22 protein-coding genes are annotated in these 21,298 nt (G+C 63.8%); 19 read left to right on the top strand and 3 right to left on the bottom strand.

Going from position 1 to position 21,298, the window contains the following annotated elements; translation table 11 throughout:
• The first annotated feature begins 16 nt into the window (after positions 1 to 16).
• From BRA471DRAFT_RS27620 to BRA471DRAFT_RS27580, 9 genes are all read left to right on the top strand, one after another.
• Positions 17 to 1,000, top strand: a complete 984-nt coding sequence (locus BRA471DRAFT_RS27620) for a threonine dehydratase (RefSeq protein WP_007613343.1) — start codon at positions 17 to 19, stop codon at positions 998 to 1,000.
• Positions 1,001 to 1,023: 23 nt separating this feature from the next.
• The gene (gene ilvN / locus BRA471DRAFT_RS27615) at positions 1,024 to 1,566 is read left to right on the top strand and encodes an acetolactate synthase small subunit (RefSeq protein ID WP_007613340.1); all 543 of its coding nucleotides are present in this window, start codon (positions 1,024 to 1,026) and stop codon (positions 1,564 to 1,566) included.
• A 3-nt stretch (positions 1,567 to 1,569) separates the two neighbouring features.
• A complete protein-coding gene (locus BRA471DRAFT_RS27610; RefSeq protein WP_007613338.1) occupies positions 1,570 to 2,259 on the top strand; it encodes a class I SAM-dependent methyltransferase in 690 nt (229 codons plus the stop codon).
• A gap of 189 nt (positions 2,260 to 2,448) precedes the next feature.
• Positions 2,449 to 3,345: an EamA family transporter gene (locus tag BRA471DRAFT_RS27605; RefSeq protein WP_007613333.1), complete on the top strand. Its 897-nt coding sequence runs from the start codon at positions 2,449 to 2,451 to the stop codon at positions 3,343 to 3,345.
• Positions 3,346 to 3,347: 2 nt separating this feature from the next.
• On the top strand, positions 3,348 to 3,950 hold the full coding sequence (locus tag BRA471DRAFT_RS27600; RefSeq protein ID WP_007613326.1) for a LysE family translocator: 603 nt from the start codon (positions 3,348 to 3,350) through the stop codon (positions 3,948 to 3,950).
• A gap of 148 nt (positions 3,951 to 4,098) precedes the next feature.
• Positions 4,099 to 5,118, top strand: a complete 1,020-nt coding sequence (gene ilvC, locus BRA471DRAFT_RS27595; RefSeq protein ID WP_007600992.1) for a ketol-acid reductoisomerase — start codon at positions 4,099 to 4,101, stop codon at positions 5,116 to 5,118.
• 475 nt (positions 5,119 to 5,593) lie between these two features.
• Positions 5,594 to 6,445 (top strand): SDR family oxidoreductase, encoded by an 852-nt coding sequence (locus tag BRA471DRAFT_RS27590; RefSeq protein ID WP_007613323.1) that lies wholly within the window; start codon positions 5,594 to 5,596, stop codon positions 6,443 to 6,445.
• A 62-nt stretch (positions 6,446 to 6,507) separates the two neighbouring features.
• A complete protein-coding gene (locus BRA471DRAFT_RS27585; protein ID WP_007613322.1) occupies positions 6,508 to 6,798 on the top strand; it encodes a DUF1330 domain-containing protein in 291 nt (96 codons plus the stop codon).
• 233 nt (positions 6,799 to 7,031) lie between these two features.
• A complete protein-coding gene (locus BRA471DRAFT_RS27580) occupies positions 7,032 to 8,744 on the top strand; it encodes a sulfatase-like hydrolase/transferase (RefSeq protein WP_007613321.1) in 1,713 nt (570 codons plus the stop codon).
• A 34-nt stretch (positions 8,745 to 8,778) separates the two neighbouring features.
• On the opposite strand, the gene BRA471DRAFT_RS27575 is transcribed toward BRA471DRAFT_RS27580, so the two are convergent.
• Both BRA471DRAFT_RS27575 and BRA471DRAFT_RS27570 read right to left on the bottom strand, forming a co-directional pair.
• Positions 8,779 to 10,338 (bottom strand): glycine betaine ABC transporter substrate-binding protein, encoded by a 1,560-nt coding sequence (locus BRA471DRAFT_RS27575; RefSeq protein WP_007613320.1) that lies wholly within the window; start codon positions 10,336 to 10,338, stop codon positions 8,779 to 8,781.
• Entirely contained in the window at positions 10,335 to 11,117 is a 783-nt protein-coding gene (locus tag BRA471DRAFT_RS27570; RefSeq protein WP_007613319.1) for an ABC transporter ATP-binding protein, read from the bottom strand. The genes BRA471DRAFT_RS27575 and BRA471DRAFT_RS27570 overlap by 4 nt, the downstream gene beginning before the upstream one ends.
• 145 nt (positions 11,118 to 11,262) lie before the next feature.
• Here BRA471DRAFT_RS27570 and BRA471DRAFT_RS27565 point away from each other — a divergent pair, with 145 nt between their 5' ends.
• The gene (locus BRA471DRAFT_RS27565; RefSeq protein ID WP_007613309.1) at positions 11,263 to 12,081 is read left to right on the top strand and encodes an ABC transporter ATP-binding protein; all 819 of its coding nucleotides are present in this window, start codon (positions 11,263 to 11,265) and stop codon (positions 12,079 to 12,081) included.
• Positions 12,081 to 12,866 carry an ABC transporter permease gene (locus tag BRA471DRAFT_RS27560; RefSeq protein ID WP_007613304.1) on the top strand — a complete coding sequence of 262 codons (786 nt, stop codon included), beginning with the start codon at positions 12,081 to 12,083 and terminating at the stop codon, positions 12,864 to 12,866. The genes BRA471DRAFT_RS27565 and BRA471DRAFT_RS27560 overlap by 1 nt, the downstream gene beginning before the upstream one ends.
• A 45-nt stretch (positions 12,867 to 12,911) precedes the next feature.
• Here BRA471DRAFT_RS27560 and BRA471DRAFT_RS27555 read toward each other — a convergent pair whose 3' ends face one another.
• Positions 12,912 to 13,361, bottom strand: coding sequence for a cupin domain-containing protein (locus tag BRA471DRAFT_RS27555; RefSeq protein ID WP_007613302.1), 450 nt, complete (start codon positions 13,359 to 13,361; stop codon positions 12,912 to 12,914).
• 137 nt (positions 13,362 to 13,498) lie between these two features.
• Between BRA471DRAFT_RS27555 and BRA471DRAFT_RS27550 the strand changes: the two genes are divergently transcribed.
• From BRA471DRAFT_RS27550 to BRA471DRAFT_RS27515, 8 genes are all read left to right on the top strand, one after another.
• Positions 13,499 to 14,524 carry an ABC transporter substrate-binding protein gene (locus BRA471DRAFT_RS27550; RefSeq protein ID WP_007613301.1) on the top strand — a complete coding sequence of 342 codons (1,026 nt, stop codon included), beginning with the start codon at positions 13,499 to 13,501 and terminating at the stop codon, positions 14,522 to 14,524.
• 29 nt (positions 14,525 to 14,553) lie between these two features.
• Positions 14,554 to 15,258 carry an NUDIX hydrolase gene (locus BRA471DRAFT_RS27545; RefSeq protein ID WP_007613300.1) on the top strand — a complete coding sequence of 235 codons (705 nt, stop codon included), beginning with the start codon at positions 14,554 to 14,556 and terminating at the stop codon, positions 15,256 to 15,258.
• 95 nt (positions 15,259 to 15,353) lie between these two features.
• Entirely contained in the window at positions 15,354 to 16,676 is a 1,323-nt protein-coding gene (locus BRA471DRAFT_RS27540; protein WP_007613299.1) for an ABC transporter substrate-binding protein, read from the top strand.
• A gap of 31 nt (positions 16,677 to 16,707) precedes the next feature.
• The gene (locus BRA471DRAFT_RS27535) at positions 16,708 to 17,475 is read left to right on the top strand and encodes an ABC transporter ATP-binding protein (protein WP_007613298.1); all 768 of its coding nucleotides are present in this window, start codon (positions 16,708 to 16,710) and stop codon (positions 17,473 to 17,475) included.
• 3 nt (positions 17,476 to 17,478) lie between these two features.
• Positions 17,479 to 18,183, top strand: coding sequence for an ABC transporter ATP-binding protein (locus BRA471DRAFT_RS27530; RefSeq protein ID WP_007613296.1), 705 nt, complete (start codon positions 17,479 to 17,481; stop codon positions 18,181 to 18,183).
• 13 nt (positions 18,184 to 18,196) lie between these two features.
• The gene (locus BRA471DRAFT_RS27525; protein WP_007613294.1) at positions 18,197 to 19,078 is read left to right on the top strand and encodes a branched-chain amino acid ABC transporter permease; all 882 of its coding nucleotides are present in this window, start codon (positions 18,197 to 18,199) and stop codon (positions 19,076 to 19,078) included.
• Complete coding sequence (locus tag BRA471DRAFT_RS27520; RefSeq protein WP_007613293.1) at positions 19,075 to 20,094, top strand: branched-chain amino acid ABC transporter permease; 1,020 nt, start codon at positions 19,075 to 19,077, stop codon at positions 20,092 to 20,094. The genes BRA471DRAFT_RS27525 and BRA471DRAFT_RS27520 overlap by 4 nt, the downstream gene beginning before the upstream one ends.
• Positions 20,054 to 21,004 carry a polyphosphate kinase 2 family protein gene (locus tag BRA471DRAFT_RS27515; protein WP_007613291.1) on the top strand — a complete coding sequence of 317 codons (951 nt, stop codon included), beginning with the start codon at positions 20,054 to 20,056 and terminating at the stop codon, positions 21,002 to 21,004. The genes BRA471DRAFT_RS27520 and BRA471DRAFT_RS27515 overlap by 41 nt, the downstream gene beginning before the upstream one ends.
• Positions 21,005 to 21,298 lie beyond the last annotated feature (294 nt).

Raw genomic sequence — 21,298 nt, 5'->3', positions numbered from 1 at the left:
TTGATGAGAAGGTGACATGTTCGACCTGAAGGAGCTCGAACGCGCACATGCGATCGTGCGGCAGGCGGTGCCGGCAACGCCGGCGCACGCCTGGCCGCTGCTCTGCCTGCGGCTCGGCGCGCAGGTCGTGGTCAAGCACGAGAACCACACGCCGACGGGCGCCTTCAAGGTGCGCGGCGGGCTGGTCTACCTCGAACGGCTGAAGCGCGAGCGGCCGAACATTCCGGGCATCATCTCGGCGACGCGCGGCAATCACGGTCAGAGCCTTGCCTTTGCGGCGAGTCGCCACGGCGTGCCTGCCGTGATCTATGTGCCGCGCGGCAATTCGGTCGAGAAGAACCGCGCGATGAAGGCGTTCGGCGCCGAGCTCGTTGAGCATGGCGAGGACTTTCAGGCCGCACGCGAGGAAGCCGGCCGCCACGCACAGTTCGCCGGGCTGCACATGGTGCCGTCGTTCCATACGGACCTGGTGCTGGGCGTGGCGTCCTATGCGCTCGAATTGTTCCGGGCCGCGCCCGATCTCGACATCCTCTATGTGCCGATCGGGCAGGGCTCGGGCATCTGCGGCTGCATCATGGCACGCGATCTTCTCGGCCTGAAGACCGAGATCGTCGGCGTGCAATCGACCGAGGCGCCGTCCTACGCGCTGTCTTTCGCCGCGGGTCACGTCGTGACCACCGAGACCAGCAACACGCTCGCGGACGGCATGGCGACGCGGATTCCCGATCCGGAAGCGCTCGCCATCATCCGTAAAGGCGCCTCGCGTATCGTCCAGGTGACGGACGATGAGATCGCGCTCGCGATCCGTGCGCTCTGGACCGACACGCACAATCTCGCCGAAGGCGCCGGCGCCGCCGCGCTCGCTGCGGCGATTCAGGAAAAGAAAAGATTGTCGGGCAAGCGCGTCGGTCTCGTGCTGTCCGGCGGCAATATCGATTTCGATCTGTTCCGCGGTTGGGTCGGAACGGAGGCGCCGGTCGCTCATCGGGCGACGGCGTAACGACGAGAATGAAGGGGACGACAATGAACCAGCCCGCATCCGCCTATTTCATCGAGGAGCGCCACGACCCGAACGAGACGCACACGCTTTCGGTGCTCGTGCAGAACGAGCCCGGCGTGCTTGCGCGCGTCATCGGCCTGTTCTCCGGGCGCGGCTACAACATCGAGAGCCTCACGGTCTCGGAGACCGAGAGCCAGAAGCATCTCTCGCGCATCACCATCGTCACCACGGGTACGCCGATGGTGATCGAGCAGATCAAGCATCAGCTCGACCGCATGATCCCGGTCTATCGCGTCGTCGACATGACGCTGACCAAGCGCTCGATCGAGCGCGAGCTGGCGATGGTCAAGGTACGCGGGCAGGGCGAGCATCGCGTCGAGGCGCTGCGGCTGGCGGACGCGTTCCGCGCCCGCGTGATCGACGCCACCACCGAGAGCTTTGTGTTCGAGATCACAGGCAATACCGACAAGATCAATCAGTTTATCGACCTGATGCGTCCGCTTGGCCTCGTCGAAGTGTCGCGCACCGGTGTTGCCGCGATTGGCCGCGGGCCTGAAGGAATGTGAGCCATGCTGGCGCGCGACTGGTATTACAACGAGCGGAACCGGATGGGGATCGGGCCTGCAGTGGCCTCGATCTACGACAGTCATGACGATGCCGATCTAAGGGCGCGCGCCGCCCTGAAGATGCTCGGCGTCCAGCGCGGCTGGCGCATCGCCGACATCGGTTGCGGCAACGGCGTGCTCGCGACCGAGGCCGCGCTGATGGGCGCCGAGGTCGACGCTATCGACATCTCGCCCGCGATGCTGGCGCTCGCCGAGATCTACGCGCGCGACCGCAAGGCGCCCGTACGCACGCAGTCCGCCGGCCTGCTCAGCTTCGCCTACCGCCCGGAGTCCTATGACCTGATCGTCAGCGAGTTCACGCTGCACCATCTGCCGGATTTCTGGAAGGCGGTGGCGATGTCGCGGATCTATCGCGCGCTCAAGCCTGGTGCCACCTTCTATTTGCGCGACATCGTCTACGCCTCGATGCCCGATGCCGTCGAGCGCGACGTCGATCAATGGGCCGACTTTGAGATCAAGAACCACGATGTCCCGCGTGAAAGCGTCGTCACCCACATGCGCGACGAGTATTCCACTTTTGGCTGGGTCATGGAGCGGATGTTGACCGACGTCGGCTTCACGCTGGTCTCGGCCGATTACCACGCCCCGATGCACGGCACTTATCTGCTGCGGAAACCCAATTCTTCCACGTAACGGCCGGCGAGCAAGGCTAAAGCCGTGAGAGCAAACTGCAACTACGATGTAGCTGCGCTCCCTCCCCCGCTTGCGGGGGAGGGCTGGGGAGAGGGTGTCTCCGCAAGCGCGAAGCCCCAAGAGGGGAGAACCCTCACCCGCGCCTTCGGCGCGACCTCTCCCGCAAGCGGGAGAGGTTAGGAGTTTGGGATGAAGCCGGCCGACATCCTCATCGCCATCCTGGTGGCGATCATCTGGGGGCTTGCCTTCGTGGCGAGCCGGATCGCGCTCGACGAATTTTCGCCGGAGCTGATGACGGCGATGCGCTTCATCATTGCCTCGGTCCCGTGCCTGTTCATTCGCAAGCCGAAAGTTGCATGGTCGCTCCTGATCGCGATCAGCTTCACGCTCTTTCTCGGCCAGTTTCTGAGCCAAGCCTATGGCATCGCCCATGGCGTGCCGGTGGGGTTGACCAGCGTCGTCGTGCAGAGCCAGGCGCTGTTCACGATCGGCTTTGCCGCGATCGCATTCGGCGAGCGGCCGACGCCGGTGCAGACGCTGGGCATCGTCATCGCAGCCGTTGGCCTTTTGATGATCTGCGGCACGGTGGGCTATGATTTCAGCGTCGGTGCCTTCGCCGTGCTGATGATCGCGCCGGTCAGCTTTGCGGCTGGCAATATCTTGCTGCGGGGCGCCCGCGGCGTGCCGATGTTCGATCTGTTCGCCTGGTTGTGCCTCGCCACCGCGGTGCCGCTGTTCGCGCTCACGCTGGTCGTCAACGGACCAACGCCGACCTGGCAGTCGCTGATTCACATGTCGCTCACTGGCCTCATTTGCCTGCTGGTGATCGGCGGCATCTCCACCAGTATCGCCTATTGGCTGTGGGGCCGGCTGCTGCGTGACTATCCCACCGCGCAAGTGGTGCCGTTCGCGCTGCTGGTGCCGTTCGTCGGCTCGGCCGCGTCCAGCATCGTGTTCGGCGAGCAGTTCGGTCCGCTGCGCCTCGCCGGCATGCTGACCGTGATCGGCGGTATCGCGGTGATGGTGCTGGCGAAGCGCCCCGAGGCGGTATCCCAGAGAACCATAGCCGAAGGCCGCGTGAGGTGAGCATGTCCCAGTCGCTGCTGTATGCCTTCCTCGCCTTCATGGCCGTGATGTATTTCACGCCTGGGCCGAACAACATCATGTTGCTGTCCTCCGGGCTGACTTATGGCTTCCGTCGCACGATTCCCCACATCGTCGGCGTCGTCATCGGCTTCGCCTTCATGATTGCAGCGGTCGGCCTCGGGCTCGGCACAGTGTTTCTGGCCTATCCGATCCTGCAGACCATTCTGAAATATGCCGGCGCGGCCTATCTGATTTATCTTGCCGCCGTGATTGCTTTGTCCGGCCCGACCACGCCTGATGGTGAGACCGGCCGCGGCCCGATGACCTTCTGGGGCGCGGCGATGTTCCAGTGGATCAACGCCAAGGGCTGGGTGATCGTGATCGGCACAATCACCGCCTACGCGGCGATTGCCCAATTCCCCATCAATATCGCGATCCAGACCCTGGTCAGCCTACTCGTCGGCGCGGTCTCGACCGTGGTCTGGGTCCTGTTCGGCACTGCACTACGGCCGGTGCTGACCTCCGAGCGGCTGGTCCGCGCCTTCAACATCCTGATGGCCATCCTGCTGCTGGCGTCCCTCTATCCCGTGGTCATGGATGCATGATGCCCCGGCTTTCCATGCAGAAACGGGTTTCCCAGGGGACCGAAAATGCTCTAGACAGCCCCCGAAATCCGCAAATTTCACCGTCCGAGACCTGACTGACAAGACCTGACCAACGGCCGATTCCGGCCCCCTGAACGAGGAAACGACCATGCGTGTTTATTACGATCGCGACGCCGACCTGAACCTGATCAAGGGCAAGAAGGTCGTCATCGTCGGCTATGGCAGCCAGGGCCACGCCCATGCGCTGAACCTGAAGGATTCCGGCGTCAAGGACGTGGCGATTGCGCTCCGCAAGGGTTCGGCCTCGGCCAAGAAGGCGGAAGCTGCCGGCTTCAAGGTGATGGAAGTGGCCGAGGCCGCCAAATGGGCCGACCTCGTCATGATGCTGACCCCGGACGAGCTCCAGGGCGACATCTACCGCGAGCACCTGCACGACAACATGAAGAAGGGCGCCGCCCTCGTCTTCGCGCACGGTCTCAACGTCCACTTCAACCTGCTCGACCCGCGCGCCGATCTCGACGTTCTCATGATCGCGCCGAAGGGCCCCGGCCACACTGTTCGTTCCGAATACCAGCGCGGCGGCGGCGTGCCCTGCCTGATCGCGATCGCAAAGGACGTCTCGGGCAACGCCCACGACCTCGGCCTGTCCTACGCCTCCGCGGTCGGCGGCGGCCGTGCCGGCATCATCGAGACCACCTTCAAGGAAGAATGCGAGACCGACCTGTTCGGTGAGCAGGTCGTGCTCTGCGGCGGCCTGGTCGAACTGATCAAGGGCGGCTACGAGACCCTGGTCGAAGCCGGCTACGCCCCGGAGATGGCCTATTTCGAGTGCCTGCACGAGGTGAAGCTGATCGTCGACCTGATCTATGAAGGCGGCATCGCCAACATGAACTACTCGATCTCCAACACCGCGGAATATGGCGAGTACGTCACTGGTCCGCGCATCGTCACCGACGAGACCAAGAAGGAGATGAAGCGGGTTCTGAACGACATCCAGTCCGGCAAGTTCGCCCGCGACTGGATGCTCGAGAACAAGGTCAACCAGACCTCGTTCAAGGCGACCCGCGCCAAGCTCGCCGAGCACCCGATCGAGGAAGTCGGCGCCAAGCTGCGCGACATGATGCCCTGGATCAAGAAGGGCGCGCTGGTCGACAAGTCGAAGAACTAAGTCGCGGTCGTTCGGATGCGGCATCTCGGTTACGCCGCATCCGGACACGCCAGCTAAAAACACAAGCTTCGCCCGCCAAACCAATTCTTAAATCTTCGCGACTATATTCGGGCGAGATCGCAGCCAGCGGTCTCGCTCTTTTCGTTTCGCGCGAAGCTTTGCTGCTTCATTCAAATTCTTCGCGAGCTGAAGTGCTCCCTGAGCACGAAGAACTGACGCTTAAACCACATTCTTGGTCTTGCGTTGTTTTTCGGAATTTTTCAGAAGCTCCTGACCCTCAAAAGCTGAGCGTCTTCAGGGTCAAGGATTCGGCTCTTCATCCACATCTTCATGATGCAACCGATCTCACGTCGCGACGTTCGCGGCTCGCTTCACCTTAAGAACTGACATCGGCGGCGTCTCCTTGAGCGGTGGACGGCATTGCGCCCCGGCACCTTTCCCCTGCATGATCGCGGGAGCTCTTGGGGGGAAGACCATGCGATCCGTCGTCGTCACCGGCGCGTCCACCGGCATCGGCTGGGCCATTGCGAAATTTCTGGTCGGGCGCGGCTACCGTGTTTTCGGCAGCGTCCGCAAGCAGGCCGATGCGGATCGGCTCATGGGTGAGTTCGGTGCGAACTTCACGCCGCTGCTGTTCGACGTCACCGACGAGGCGGCGGTGCTCGCTGCTGCGCGAAAAGTCCGCGAGGCGCTTGGCGGCGAGACGCTGGCCGGTCTCGTCAACAACGCCGGTGTCGCGGTCGCCGGTCCCGTGCTCGAGCTGTCGGCCGATGATTTTCGGCGCCAGATGGACATCAACGTCATCGGCCCCGTCATCGCGACGCAGGCGTTCGGGCCTCTGCTCGGCGCCGATCCGTCGCTGAAGGGGCCCAAGGGACGGATCGTGATGATCAGCTCGGTCGCGGGCAAGAACGGTAATCCGTTGTTGGCGCCATACTGCTCCTCCAAGCATGCCATCGAAGGCCTGTCGGAGAGCTTGCGCCGCGAATTGATGCTGTTTGGCATCGACGTCATCATCGTCGCCCCCGGCGCTGTCAAGACGCCGATCTGGGGCAAGGCCGAGCAGATCGATCTGTCAGTTTACCAGAACTCGCCTTATCTGCCGGCGCTGAACAAGGTCCTGGCGTTCATGATGAAGCTCGGCGAGACCGGGCTGCCGGCCGAGCGGATCGCCGAGGTCGTTTTCGAGGCGCTCACCGCCGAGAGGCCCAAGGTTCGCTACCAGATCACGCCGGACCGGATGCGGCATTTGATGACGGCCACGCTGCCCAAGCGTGTGGTCGACCGCATCATCGCCAAGCGGCTCGGGCTGCTGCCGCAGGGCTGAGCCTCTGAGGTGAGACCATTGCCAGACAGGTGATCGATTTCCGATCGTGGGAGCGTCTTGAGATGCCGGCTTATGTGATTTTCGACGTCGAGATCAGGGACTTGCAGCAGTACCAAAGCTTTATGTTGGGCGTGAAGCCCGCCCTGGAGGCCGCTGGAGCCAGATATCTGGCGCGAGGGGGCGCCCACAAGGTCTACGAGGGAGACTGGCAGCCCCGCAGGATCGTTCTGCTGGAATTCCCATCCGTCGCAGCCTGGGAGGCGTTCTACACAGGCGCGACCTACCAGGGACTCAAAGCGGTCCGGGATGCTTGCAGTTCTGCCCGCCTGGTCAGCGTCGAGGGCCTCGAGTAGACGGCAAGTCGGTTCTGCACTGCGGGATTGCTCTGGCGGGACGAATTGGGCACGGAGACCGATGGGCTTCCGCTAACATTAAGCGAAGGTCGGATCGCGACACGCGTTGCTTGTCCGTGACCGTTCAATTACAGTTTTATGACACGGTGCAGGCCTTCCGGCTGCGCCGAACGCCGCAGGCCCGGTCAGCCGGCTCGGCATCGCCTTGCCGGACCAGCAGTTGCGTGTCGTCGATGGCGTCCGCGCCCAATCCAGGTCCTTCTGCCACGACCGCCGTGCTGGCGAGCGTCGCCGCACTCGGTATCTGGCGGCTGCTCGCGGTTGCAGCGCCACATCTCGCAGCGCTCGTCCTGATGTACGAGACCGAGACGGATTTCGGCGCACGCCTCTCCTTCGTGCTGGCCTGGGGCATCCTCAACTTCTTCTGGATCGCGCTGCTGCGGCGGCCGGCGCTCTCGAGTGCGCTGTCGCTGACCATGGTCGTGGTGCTGGTGCTGCTGTCGCGGCTGAAGCACGACGTCGTGCAGATGACGGTCAACTTCATCGACCTGATGATGATCGACCGCGACACGGTCGCGTTCCTGTTCACGATCTTTCCGAATTTGCGCTGGTCGGTGATCGGGGCCGGGCTCATCACGCTACCGCTGATGTATGCGCTGTGGTGGCTCGACCCATTCCGCATCCGTAGGCTGCCGGCGCTTGCCTGCAAGCTCGCCTGCCTTGCCGCGCTGGTCGGCTATTCGCTCTATCATCCGGACGAGGCCTGGCGCGGCTATTACGACGACGGCTACCTCTCGAAGTTCTTCCGCTCCGGCGTCAGCGCGGTCTCCGACTTCGCGCAATACGGCTTCATGGAGTCGGCTGCTTCGACCAACGAACGGCTCAACATGCCGCTGGTCGATGCCTGCCATCCCGCCGGCCGGCGGCCGAACATCATCATGGTCCATGATGAATCGAGCTTCGACATCCGCGCCGCGCAGGGCATCAAGGTGCCGGCCGGCTACGGCAGCCATTTCAAATCCTGGGACGGCAGGGAGCGCGCGTTCCTGGCCGAGAGCAATGGCGGACCGAGCTGGTTCACCGAATACAATGTGCTCGCGGGGTTGTCGTCGCGCTCATTCGGCCGCTTCGCCTATTTCGTGACGCGCATCGCAACAGGCCGTGTCGAGCGCGGCCTGCCGCTGGCGCTGCGCCGCTGCGGCTACGACACGATGTCGCTCTACCCCGCCAATGGCGGCTTCATGGCCGCGCGCAGCTTTCAGATGACGACCGGCATCGAACGCTTCCTCGACTCCAAGGATCTCGGCGCCAAGGATGTCGAGCCGGATAGCTTCTTCTACGACAAGGCGCTCCGGCTGATGGGCGAGCGAACGCCGAACAAGCCGCTGTTCACCTTCATCTATCTCGGCGCCAATCATTTCCCCTGGGAAACGCGCTTCCGCCCGGACCTGCTGCCGAACTGGCGCGCACCGGGCAATGTGCCGTCCATCGACGAATATCTGCGCCGGCAGGCGATGAGCGCCGAGCAATACAAGGCTTTCCTCGCGAGCTTGAAGAAGAAATTTCCGGGCGAACCCTTCCTGATCGTGCGCTATGGCGATCATCAGCCCGAGTTTGCGCCTGCTATCCTCGAGCCCGGGCTCGACGAGGGTGCAATCGGCAAAAAACTCGACGCCTACGACCCACGTCTCTACGCGACCTACTACGCGATCGACGCCGTCAATTTCGAGCCGGTGAAGAGCGAGGCCGTGATGGACACGGTCGATGGCCCATATCTGCCGCTGGTCATCCAGGAAGCCGCCGGTATTCCGCTCGATCCGTCCTTCGCCGAGCAGAAGGAAATCATGCTCCGCTGCAAGGGCATATTCTACGGTTGCAAGGACGGGGCCGAGGCGCGCCGGTTGAATCGGCTGCTGATCGATGCGGGGACGATCCGCGGGTTGTAGCGTCCCTCCAACGTCGTCGAATGAATGGCACGGCCTACCGCCCACCCACCTTCTCCCACAACCACCTCGCCACCGCATCCGGCGACGAATTCGCATCATTGCCGGCGGCGCGTAAATTGGCTTCGCGCATGGTCGCGATGTCGATCTTGCCGAGCAGGGGTTTCAGCGCGGCCCGCAGCCGCTCGTCACCGGCGCGTTTCGGAGCCAGCAGCAGGATGGCATCGTAGGGCGGGATCGCATGCCTGGGATCGTCGAGCGCAACCAGATCGTATTTTGCGATCAGCCCGTCGCTGGTGTAGCCCGCGATGACATCGACCTCACCGCTGGCGACCGCCGCATACATGAAGTCCGGCTGCATCTGGCGCTGGGCGCGGAACGAGAGGCCATAGGCCTTTTGCAGCGCCGCCCATTCGGGTCGCGAGAAGAACTCATAGTCGCCGGCGATCGACAGGGTCGAAGCATGCGCGGCGAGATCGGCGATGGTGCGGATGCCAAGCGCCTCCGCCCGCTTCTTCGGGATCACCAGCGCATAGGCGTTCTCGAAGCCGAGCTCGCCGAGCAGGGTGATGTTCTCCTTCGCAAGCGTTGTTTTCAGTTCCGCCAACAGCTCGGCGCGCGGCTTGATGTCGGTGCGGTGGAGCTGATTGGCCCAGAGCGTGCCGGAATAATCGACATAGAGATCGATATCGCCGGCCTTCAACGCCTCGAAGATCACGCTCGAGCCGAGACCGGATCGTGCGACGGCGGAAAGACCGGCCGCCTGCAGCCGATCCCGCATCAGCGCCGACAGCACATACTGCTCGGCAAACGTCTTGGCGCCCACGACATAGCTTTGTGACGAGCGCCCCATCGTCGGCACCAATGTTGCGGCGACTAGTGCCGCGATCCCGGCAGCGCCAAGCGCCGCACGCCCGCGGCTGCGCCAGCGCAGGCCGCTCTCGATCAGGCCGAGCAGTTGATCCACGGCGAGCGCCAGCAGGGCAGAGGCAAAGCAGCCGAACAGCACGAACACCCAATTCTGGGTCTGGAGCCCGGCAAAGATGTAATTGCCGAGGCTGGTCTGCCCGATCGGGGTCGATAGCGTCGCAGTGCCGATCACCCACACTGCGGCGGTACGGATTCCCGCCATCATCACCGGAAGGGCGAGCGGCAGTTCGACCATCACCAGCGACTGCCGTGCGGTCATTCCGACGCCCTTGGCAGCCTCGATCAGCGCGGGATCGATGCCGTTGAGGCCGGTGATGCCGTTGCGCAGCACCGGCAGCATCGAATAGAGCGCCAGTGCCAGCATCGCCGGCAGGAAGCCGAAGGCGGAGAACGAGACGCCGAACCAGGCCAGCGTCACGGAGGCCGCAAGCAGCAGGAGGGGATAGAACAGCGCGAGCAGCGCCAGCCCGGGCACCGTCTGTACGATGCTGGCGAGCGCGAGCAGCACAGCGCGCGGCGTGGGACGGTTGCGCGTCAGGATCGCCAGCGGCAGGCTGACGATCAGGCCGAGCGCAAGTGCGGCGAGACTTACCCGCACGTGGTTGCCGAGATAGTCGGGCAAATGCCCCAGCGCCTCGCCCCAGCGCGGATCGGTGAAAAGGCTCATGCCGCACCGCCCTGTGGCAGCAACGCGTTCAATCGTTCGACCTGGCGTCGCGGCGTCCGCAGCAGCTCCAGCACGTAGGCGTCGCTGCTTTTCGAGAGCTCCACTGGCGTGCCCTGCGCCAGCAGCTTCCCGCTGCCCATCACCGCGATGCGGTCGGCGAGCAGCATCGCTTCCGTCATATCGTGGGTGATCATCACGGTGGTCAGGCCGAGCTTGCGGTGCAGCTCGCGAAAATCCTCGCCGAGTGCATCGCGGGTGAGCGGATCGAGCGCGCCGAAGGGCTCGTCCATCAGCACGATCCGGGGCCTTGCCGCAAGCGCCCGCGCCACGCCGACACGCTGGCGCTGGCCGCCCGAGAGCGCGTCCGGCAACCGCCCGCGATGCGCGGCCCGGTCGAGCTGCACGAGCTCGAGCAACTCATCGACCCGCGTTGCAATATCCGCCGCCGGGATGCCGAGCAGCTTCGGCGTGATCCCGATATTGTCGGCGACGCTCAGATGCGGGAACAGCCCGCCGCTCTGGAAGACGTAGCCGATGCGGCGCCGCAGCGCGACCGGATCGACGGACTGCACGTCGTCACCCTCGACCGTGATCGTGCCCCCATCCGCCTCGATCAGGCGGTTGGCGAGCCGCAGCAGCGTCGTCTTGCCCGATCCCGAGCCGCCGACGACGGCCACGAACTCGCCTTCGGCGATGTCGAGTGACACATCGTCCACGGCCTTGAGCGCGCCGAAGCTCTTGGTGACGTGGGCATAGCCGATCATCGGCCTGGACGACATCGGGCGGGGCTCACTGCGCTGACCCGCCCCAAGGAGGGAGGGGGAAGGGAGGGGATGACAACGCCCATGCATACCACGCTTGGCGGCTTGATTGAACTTGGCCGCGCGAGCGGCTAAGGCATCGGGCCAAGTTCGGAGGGAACACATGATAACGCCTACGGCAGTGGCGCTGGAAGATGCCAAGGTCGCGTTCCAACTGGGGGACGGGCGGGTCTATACGGCGGTGGAGAAGGCGCATCTGACGGTCGCGCAGGGCGAGTTCGTCGCCATCGTCGGCCCGACCGGCTGCGGGAAATCGACGCTGCTCAACGTCGCGGCCGGGCTGCTGAAGCCGGCTGCCGGGAGCGTGAGGATATTCGACCAGCCGCTTGCCGGGCTGAATCGGGATGCCGGTTATCTGTTCCAGGCCGATGCGCTGTTCCCCTGGAAGACCGCGCTCGACAACGTCGCGATCGGGCTCGAAGTCAGCGGCACGCCCCGCAGCGAGGCGCTGCCGCGGGCGCAGAAATGGCTGACCTCGGTCGGCTTGGGCGCCTTCGCCAACCGCTATCCGCACATGCTCTCGGGCGGCCAGCGCAAGCGCGTGGCGCTGGCGCAGGTGCTGATCCGCGATCCAAAGATCCTGCTGATGGACGAGCCGTTCGGGCCGCTGGACGCACAGACCCGGCAGGTGATGGGCAATCTGCTGCTCGACCTCTGGAACGCCGACCGCAAGGCCGTGCTGTTCGTCACCCATGATCTGGAAGAGGCGATCGCGCTCGCCGACCGCGTCGTGATCATGTCGGCGGGCCCGTCGTCCCGCATCATCGGCGACTGGCGCGTGAGCCTGCCGCGCCCGCGCGACATTTTTGAAGTGCGGCTGGACAAGGAGTTCCATGCGCTTCATCGCGAGATCTGGAGCGTGCTCAAGGACGAGGTCATGAAGGGCTATGCGCAGTCCCCGCAAGCGGCGGAGGCGGTCTGATGTCGCGGGTGACGCTGCTTTCGCTGCAAGTGCTGGTCGCGGTGGTCTGCCTCGCGCTGTGGCAATTGCTGTCGACCGTGCCCGTGTTCGGCAAGATCCTGCTGCCGCCGTTCTTCTTCTCCAACCCGGTCGATGTCTTCGCCCAGATCGTCAAATGGTTCTCGTCCGGTGTGATCTGGAAGCACCTCGGCATCACGCTGACGGAATCGATCCTAGCCTTCGTGATCGGATCGGCCGGCGGCGTGCTGATCGGCTTCTGGTTCGCGCGCCAGCCGCTGGTCGCGGCGGTGTTCGATCCCTACGTCAAGATGGTCAACGCGCTGCCGCGGGTGGTGCTGGCGCCGATCTTCGCGCTGTGGCTTGGGCTGGGCATCTGGTCCAAGGTCGCGCTTGGCGTGACGTTGGTGTTCTTCATCGTGTTCTTCAACGTCTATCAGGGCGTCAAGGAGGTCAGCCGCACCGTGCTCGACAACGGCCGCATGCTCGGCATGAGCGAGCGGCAGCTGATGCAGCACGTCTATTGGCCCTCGGCGCTGTCGTGGATGTTTTCCTCGCTGCACACATCCGTGGGCTTTGCCGTGGTCGGTGCGGTCGTCGGCGAATATCTGGGATCGGCGGCGGGGCTCGGCTATCTCATTCAGCAGGCCGAGGGCATCTTCGACGTCGCCGGCGTGTTCGCCGGCATGTTCGTGCTGTCGGCCTTCGTCATCCTGATCGACTTTGGCGTCACATTGGTGGAGCGGAGGCTGCTGGTCTGGCGCCCGACCGTGGACGGGCGCGGCTAGGCCGCAAGGGGGTCGCGCGCCGCGCGAGCCCCGGACCGCGAAAGATCAATCCAGCAACTTGGTGTCGTCGGGCGCCTGCGGCGGCGTCTTGATCGCGATGGCCTTGACCTGTCCGCTGATCGGCTTGGTGCCGCCATGCGGCGTCCCCTTCGGGATGATCACGAGGTCGCCCGGCTTCACCGTGACTTCCTTGTCGCCGAACCAGATCGTCCCGGTCCCGTCCAGGATATACTGGATCTCGTTGGTGTTGGGATGCATGTGCTTGGGCACATTGCCGACCTGGATCGAGATGGTGGCGCCGTCGGCGCTTGCGAACATCTTGGAGCGGTAACCGACAGCGTTGGCGTTCCCGAGCGCGTCGCCCTCCATCTCGCCGGTGTGGATGATCTGCGGCGTGATGTTCTCCGCGGCCAGCGCCGGCCGCAGCAGGTGGGTTGCGCCGCATCCGGCGGCAAAAGCGGTGGCGATCGACAGCCCGATTGCAAGGCGATTCATGGATGATCCTCCCCATCAAGAATTGTTCTTGTGGGCTCATGCTATTGCGCCGAAAGACCGATGGCCAGCGCCTTCGGTCCTGCTTCTCAAGCCAGTCCGGCTGCTCTATGGTGCCGCCAGCCGAACGGAGGAAACCAATGAAGAACACGATAGCCAGGCTCGCGGGCGCGTTGATCGCGCTGACGCTCACCACCGGTCTTGCCGCGGCGCAAAGCAAGGTCACGATCGCGATCGGCGGCGGCTCCTGCCTGTGCTATTTGCCGACGGTGCTGGCCAAGCAGCTCGGCGAATACGACAAGGCGGGTCTCAACGTCGAGCTCGTGGACCTCAAGGGCGGCTCGGATGCGCTCAAGGCCGTGCTCGGCGGCAGCGCCGACGTGGTTTCCGGCTATTTCGACCATTGCGTCAACCTCGCAGCCAAGAAGCAGGAGCTACAGGCGTTCGTCGTCTATGACCGCTATCCCGGCCTCGTGCTGGTGGTCTCGCCGTCGCACACGAACGAGATCAAGTCGATCAAGGATCTCGCCGGCAAGAAGGTCGGCGTCAGCGCGCCCGGCTCTTCCACGGACTTCTTCCTCAAATATATGCTCAAGAAGAATGGCGTCGATCCCGCCAGCACCGCCGTGATCGGCGTCGGCCTCGGCGCCACCGCAGTCGCCGCGATGGAGCAGGGCCAGATCGACGCGGCCGTGATGCTCGATCCGTCGGTGACCGTGCTCCAGGGCAGCCACAAGGATCTGCGCATCCTCTCGGACACCCGCACCCAGAAGGACACGCTCGAGACGTTCGGGGGCGAATATCCGGGCGGCGCGCTGTACTCAACCGCGGCCTGGGTGGCCGGCCACGAGAAGGAGACGCAGGCGCTCACCAACGCGATCCTGGGAACGCTCGCCTGGATCCACTCGCACTCGCCCGAGGAGATCATGGCAAAGATGCCGGAGGAGACGGTCGGCAAGAACAAGGACCTCTATCTCGCGGCACTCAAGAACACGATCCCGATGTACTCCGAGACCGGCAAGATGGATCCGAAGGGCGCCGACGCTGTGCTCGCGGTGTTCAGCGTCGGCTCGCCGGAGGTCGCCAGCGCCAAGATCGACGTCAGCAAGACCTTTACCAACAAGTATGTCGAGCAAGCCAAGAAGACCACGGGAAGCGTCAAATAACTGACGCCAAGGCGTGGTCATCAGGCGTCATGACATCACCCATCATTCATCGGGTCACGACGCTTGAACTTGCCGTGCGGCCGGTCGCCTGGGCGTTCGCGGAGGAGCGGCGCGCCGAGATCACGGCGCATTTCGCCGAGAAGCAGCGTGAGCGACCAAAACTCTGGAACGGTCGCGTCCTGATCGGGCGGGATGCCGTGTTTACAGATGGCCACCTCTCTGCGACCTATTTCGAGACCGATTTCGCGAGCTTCCTCGCCTGGCGCGACTGGGGCTTTCCCGACAAGGCGGTGTTCAACGGTTTTGGCATGGGCGCGCTGCGCACCTCCGACGGCGCCTTCGTCATGGGCGAGATGGCGCAGCACACCGCCAATGCGGGCCGGATCTATTTCCCGTCGGGCACGCCCGACCTCGACGACGTCAGGGGCGACACGCTGGACATTCCCGGCAGCGTGATCCGCGAACTCGAGGAAGAGACCGGCCTGACCGCGGCCGATTATCTGGTCGAACCGGACTGGCACTGCGTCGTCACGGGCCCAACGATTGCGATGTTGCAGATTGTCAACCTGGACATGCCGGGTGACGTGGCGCGTGCGCGGATCGAAGCCAATCTGGCGGGCGAGGCCGAGCCGGAGCTTTCGGCGATCCATCTCGTGCGCGGGATGAGCGATCTCACGCCGTCCATGCCGCGATTTGTCACGGCCTTCGTCGAGCAGCAGTTCGCGTCGCGCTGATGCGCGAGGCTTGACATCGCTGCGCCCAGCCCATGTGATGGGCAGAAATATAAAACCAAAAAGAATGCAATGCACAATCGTCCAGGGAGGTTTTGATGCGCGTGCGCAGGGCTGCCCGTTTGGTACGTGGGCTGTTGGTCGCGATATCGGTCACGGGCTTGATGGCTTCGGCCGAGGCTCAAGAGAAGGCTCAAGAGAAGAAGATCAAGATCGGCGTCGTGTTCGACCTGACCGGACCGCTCGCAGGCGGCGGGTCCGAGCTCAATTATGTCGGCGCAAAGATCATCCTCGACCATTTCGCCAAGACCGGCGTCGAGGGTTACAAGATCGAGGCGGTCTATGCCGATGCCCAGAGCAAGCCCGACATCGCCATCAACGAATCCGTCCGCCTGCTCGAGCAGGAAAAGGTCGACATGGTGCTCGGCTTCTTCTCCTCGGCGCAATGCGTGCCGGTCGCGGCCCGCGTCGAGCAGCTCAAGAAGTTCATGTGGATGACGACCTGCATCTCTTCGGCCGTGTTCAACGAGAAGGGTTACAAATACGTCTTCCGCCCGCAGGCGAGCGGCGACCAGTTCGGCATGATGACGATGGATTTCATCGCGCAGAACGCCAAGGCGAAGTTCGACAAGGAGCCGAAGGATCTGCGCGTCGCCATCATTCACGAGGACGGCGCCTACGGTGTCGACGTGTCCAGGGGCAACGAGGCCGGCGCGAAGAAGGCGGGCTTCAACGTCGTGATGAAGGAGGGCTATTCAGCCACCGCGCCTGACCTCTCCGCGCTGGTGACCAAGTTGAAGCGCGCCAAGCCCGACGTCATTTTCCACACCGGCTACAACCCTGATATCACGCTGTTGCTGCGTCAGGCGCGCGAACAGGGGCTGAAATTCGGCGCGCTGATGGGGCACGGCGCGGGTTACGGCGTCTATGAGAAGCTGAAGGAAGGCATGGGGGCGGATGCAACCTACATCTTCAACACCGACCCGATTTCGATCTGGCTTGCCAACCAGAAGACTATGGATCCAAAGCTCCCGCCCGTGATCAAGATGGTCGGCGAGGAGTTCGACAAGATCCGCCCCGGCGTCGCCATCCGCTCGGCGCATGTCGGCATCGGTGCGTCCAACACGTATGTGTTCATGAATGACGTCCTGCCGCGCGCCATCAAGAAATATGGCGGGGTCGATCCGGATGCGCTGCGCAAGGCTGCGCTCGACACGGATATCCCCGAGGGCGGCACCATGCTTGGCTTCGGCGTCAAATTTTACGGCGAGGGCACGCCGATGGCCGGGCAGAACGAGCGCTCGTTCCCGGTCGTGATCCAATACATCGACGACAAGTCCTCCGTGGTGTGGCCCAAGAGCCAGGCGCAGCGCGAGGCCGTGCTGCCGCTGCCGAAGGGCACCACCTACAGCAACCAGTAGCGCAAATGCGCGCAGCAAGGAGAGCGGGCCGGTGCTGGAAGTCAGCGGGCTGGTGAAGCGGTTTGGTGGCTTTACCGCCGTCAACAATGTGTCGTTCAAAGTCGAGCAGGGCGAGATCCTCGGCCTGATCGGCCCCAACGGCTCGGGCAAGAGCACGATCTTCAATATGCTCTCGGGTACGCTGGCGCCGACGTCCGGTTCGATCCTGTTCGACGGCTCCGAAATCGCAGGCCTTCCGCCGCACCGGATCATCAACAGTGGCATCGGCCGCACCTTCCAGATCCCGCGGCCATTCCGCCGCCTGACGATCTTCGATAACGTCGCGCTCGCCGGATTCTACGGCCAGGGCCGCCACAGCCGTGCCAGGGCCGAGGAGGCGGCCGAGCGATCGCTGGCGATGGTCGGCTTGCCGACCGATCGCCATGCCAGTGTCGATGGCCTCGGCGCAGCCGGCCTGAAAAAGCTCGAACTGGCGAAAGCACTCGCCACCGCGCCAAAACTTCTGCTGGCCGATGAGAGCCTCGGCGGCCTCGACGAGGCGGAGATGGGTCAGGCGGCCGACATGCTGCGCAACATCCGCGACGAGCTCGGCATCACCATCATCTGGGTCGAGCACATCATGGGCGTTTTGATGCGGGTCGTCGATCGCGTGATGGTGCTCGATCACGGCGAAAAGATCTCGGAAGGGTTGCCGAGTGCCGTTGCCGGCGATCCCCGTGTCATTGAGGTCTATCTCGGCACCGATGCCGAGACGACGCAGGCCGCGGCCGCCGCAGCGCGCCGCCGCGCGGGAGGGTAGCCGATGCTGGAGCTCCGCGGCGTCAATGCCGGTTATGGCACGTTCCAGGCGCTGTTCGACGTCGATCTCGACGTGAAGGCGGGTGAGGCTGTCGGCGTCATCGGGCCCAACGGGGCCGGCAAGACCACCTTGATGCGGGTCATCTCCGGGCTGATCCGCCCCTCGCGTGGGTCGATCAGAATGGAAGCCGTCGACGTGGTGGCCACGCCGCCGCACAAGATCGTCAGCCTCGGGATCGCGCATGTGCCGGAGAACCGGCGGCTGTTTCCACAGCTCTCGGTCGACGACAATCTCAAGATGGGGGCCTTCATGCAGGAGGCGCGCGGCCACTACGCCGAACGGCTGGAGGTGGTGTTCGATCTGTTTCCGCGCCTGAAGGAGCGCCGCCACCAGATGGCCGGCACCATGTCCGGCGGCGAGCAGCAGATGTGCGCGATCGGCCGCGCGCTGATGTCCAGTCCAAAGCTGCTGCTGCTCGACGAGCCGTCGGCGGGGCTGGCGCCCGTGGTGGTGCAGCAGGTGTTCGAGCTGGTGAAGCGGATCCGCGCCAGCGGACTGACCGTGCTGATCGTCGAGCAGAATGTGCAGCAGGTGCTGCGGGTGGTCGATCGTGCCTACCTGATAGAGGCGGGCTCGATCAGGTCCTCGGGCACCTCGGCCGAGATGCTGGCGAGCGACACGGTCAAGGAAGCGTATCTCGGGGTGTGAGGTTCATCGGGGCATGCAAGCATTTCTGGATATTTTCGACATCTACCTGCTGGAGGCCGTGATCAACGGCATCCTGCTCGGCGGCGTGCTGGCGCTGCTCGCGCTCGGGCTCAATTTGATCTTCGGCGTCATCGACGTGACCTGGATCTGCTACGCAGAGCTGGTGATGATCGGCATGTACGCGATGTATTTCCTGGTGCAGTATTACGGCATCAGCTATTTCCTCGCCGCGCCGCTCACCATCCTGCTGGTCGCGGTGCTCGGCGCGGCGCTGCATTACCTGGTGATCGCGCCGCTCCTCACTGCGCCGCCGATCAACCAGTTGCTTGCGACCGGCGGCGTGCTGTTCGTGCTGCAGAGCTTTGCGACTGTTGCCTTCGGCATCGACTTCCGTAACCTCGGCATCCGCCTGCCGGTGCTCGCCTTCGGCGACATGAACTTCAGCTACGCACGACTTCTGTCCTTCCTGGCCGCGTTGGTCGGCATGGTCGCGGTCTATCTCTTCATGACGCGCACCTTCACCGGCACCGCGATCCGGGCGATCTCGCAGGACCGGCAGATCATGGCGTTGATGGGCGTCGATACCAAGCGCATCTATCTCATTACCTCCGCGATCGGCGGTGGGCTGGCCGGGCTGGCCGCCTGCCTCCTTGTGCTCCAATATGACGTGCATCCCTTCGTCGGCCTGTCGTTCGGGCCGATCACCTTCCTGATCTGCGTGCTCGGCGGTTTGGGCAATTTCATCGGCGGCTTCATCGCCGCCTTCGTGTTCGCCGAGATCATCTCACTCGGCGGCCTGTTCTCCGATCTCGAATGGGGCTATGTGCTCGCCTTCGCCTTCTTCATCGTCATGATGTTCATCCGGCCCGCGGGCCTGCTCGCGAGGCGCCGATGATGGGGCGGGGACGGCTTGCAGCTTGGGCGGTGGGGTTGGCGGCGCTGGTCGCGCTGCCTTTCGTCTATCGCGACCCCTATCATCTGCACATCCTGGTGCTGATCCTGATCTGGTCGTTCGCCTATACGTCCTGGTCGATGATGGGGCGGTTTGGCCTCGTCTCGCTCGGCCATGGCGGGTTCATGGGCATCGGCGCCTATGTCACCGCGCTACTCTGGAATCACCTGGGATGGTCGCCCTGGATCGGCATCCCCATCGGCATGGTCGCGGCCGGCGCACTGGCGCTGATCGTCGGCTATCCCTGTTTCCGCTTCCGCATCACCGGGCATTATTTCGTGCTGGTGACGCTCGCGCTCTCCGGCATCGTGCTCCAGGTCATCACGGCGACGCGCGACTACACCGGCGGCTCGCTCGGCTACACGCCGAACCGGGCAGCGGGCAACAAGCTCTGGTCGCTGCAATTCGACGACAAGATCACCTGGTACCTGATCGCGCTCGGGGTCTGGTTGTTCGGCATCGTGGTCTGGCACTGGGTCGACCGCAGCATGGCCCGCTATGCGCTGGAGGCGATCTCGGAGGACGAGGACGCCGCGGCCGCGGCCGGCGTCGACGTCACCGCGGAGAAGCTGAAGATCACGCTGCTCAGCGCGCTGATGACCGCCTTGGCCGGCGCGATCTACTGCCAGTACCAGATGTTCATCACGCCCGACACGGTCAGCGGCATCGCGGTGTCGCTCCAGATGGTGTTCGCAGCAATCGTCGGCGGGCTGTTCGTCTCGCTGGGCCCGACCTTCGGCGCTGTCATCACGATTATGCTGGCCGAGACCCTGCGCATCGGTTTTGGCACCAAGGCGGTCGGCTGGGACAATCTCGTCTACGGCGTGCTGCTGGTGCTTTTCATCATATTCCTTCCGAAGGGCATCCTTGGTAGCTTGCTCGACCGATTGAAGCCGCAACGCAAGGTGCCCCGCGCTCATGAGCAAGAAGCCGTCCAAATCGCTCGCCCAGGAACTTGACCGCTACATCACGCCGTTCCGGTACGATGGTTCGGGCAAGTTTCATCTCAAGGACCACAAGACCGACGAGAAGGGCGACCTCGACAAGGAGAAGGCCCAGGAGATTCTCGATGCCAACATGAAGCGGCTGATCGCGTTTCAGGAGAAGCTCTACGCCCAGGATCGCTGGTCCGTGCTGATCGTGTTTCAGGCGATGGACGCCGGCGGCAAGGATTCTGCGATCAAGGCGATCTTCGAGGGCATCAATCCGCAGGGCTGCGCAGTCAGTGCCTTCAAGGCGCCGAGCAGCAAGGAGCTCGACCACGATTTCCTCTGGCGCCACGCCGTCGCGCTGCCGGAGCGCGGCCATATCGGCATCTTCAACCGCTCCCATTACGAGGAGTGCCTGGTGACGCGCGTGCATCCGGAGATCCTCGTCAAGGAGAAGCTGCCGCCAAAGCTCGTCACCAAGAGCATCTGGAAGGAGCGGTTCGAGGACATCTCTGCGTGGGAGCGCTATCTCTCACGCAACGGCACCGTGGTGCTGAAGTTCTTCCTCAATCTGTCCAAGGACGAGCAGCGCGAGCGCTTCCTCGATCGGCTGGAGGATCCGTCCAAGCAGTGGAAGTTCTCCATGGACGATATCAAGGAGCGCGCGCTGTGGCCGCGCTACCAGGCGGTCTATCAGGACATCGTACGGCACACGGCCACGCCTCATGCGCCGTGGTATGTCGTGCCGGCCGACCACAAATGGTTCGCCCGCGTCGTGATCGGGTCGGCCATCGTCGCGGCGCTGGAAAAGCTCGATCTGCGCTTCCCCCGCGCCGACAAGGCCTCGCTGGGCGAATTCGACGAGGTGCGCAAGGCGCTGGAGAAGGAGGAGAAGGCGGACAAGAAACAAAAAACGCGAAAACAACCCCATGCACAGTAGCCGGGGATAGCGAAATCAATGACTTGGAGGTCAGCGTTAGCGCTTGCGGATTTAGCGAAATCGTTTGACTCGTCGGGCAAAACAGGGGCATGATGTCATCGTCCCCAAATTTTCTCAGGACCCGCGGGCCACCGTAGCAGACGCGTTCTACATCTGCGGGAAGGGCAGTCTTGTAACTCGTCCACTTCTCGTGTTTCGACAGCGGCGAATCCGTCGCGCTGGAATGGAACGCGCCCTCAAATGTGATTTGCGCGCCATTGATCTTGCTTGACAGTCTTGCGTCACGGGAGGACC

Source organism: Bradyrhizobium sp. WSM471, from assembly GCF_000244915.1.
Lineage (GTDB): Bacteria > Pseudomonadota > Alphaproteobacteria > Rhizobiales > Xanthobacteraceae > Bradyrhizobium.
The sequence above is the reverse complement of the archived record's forward strand: the minus strand, read 5'-3'. Positions and strand labels throughout refer to the sequence as shown.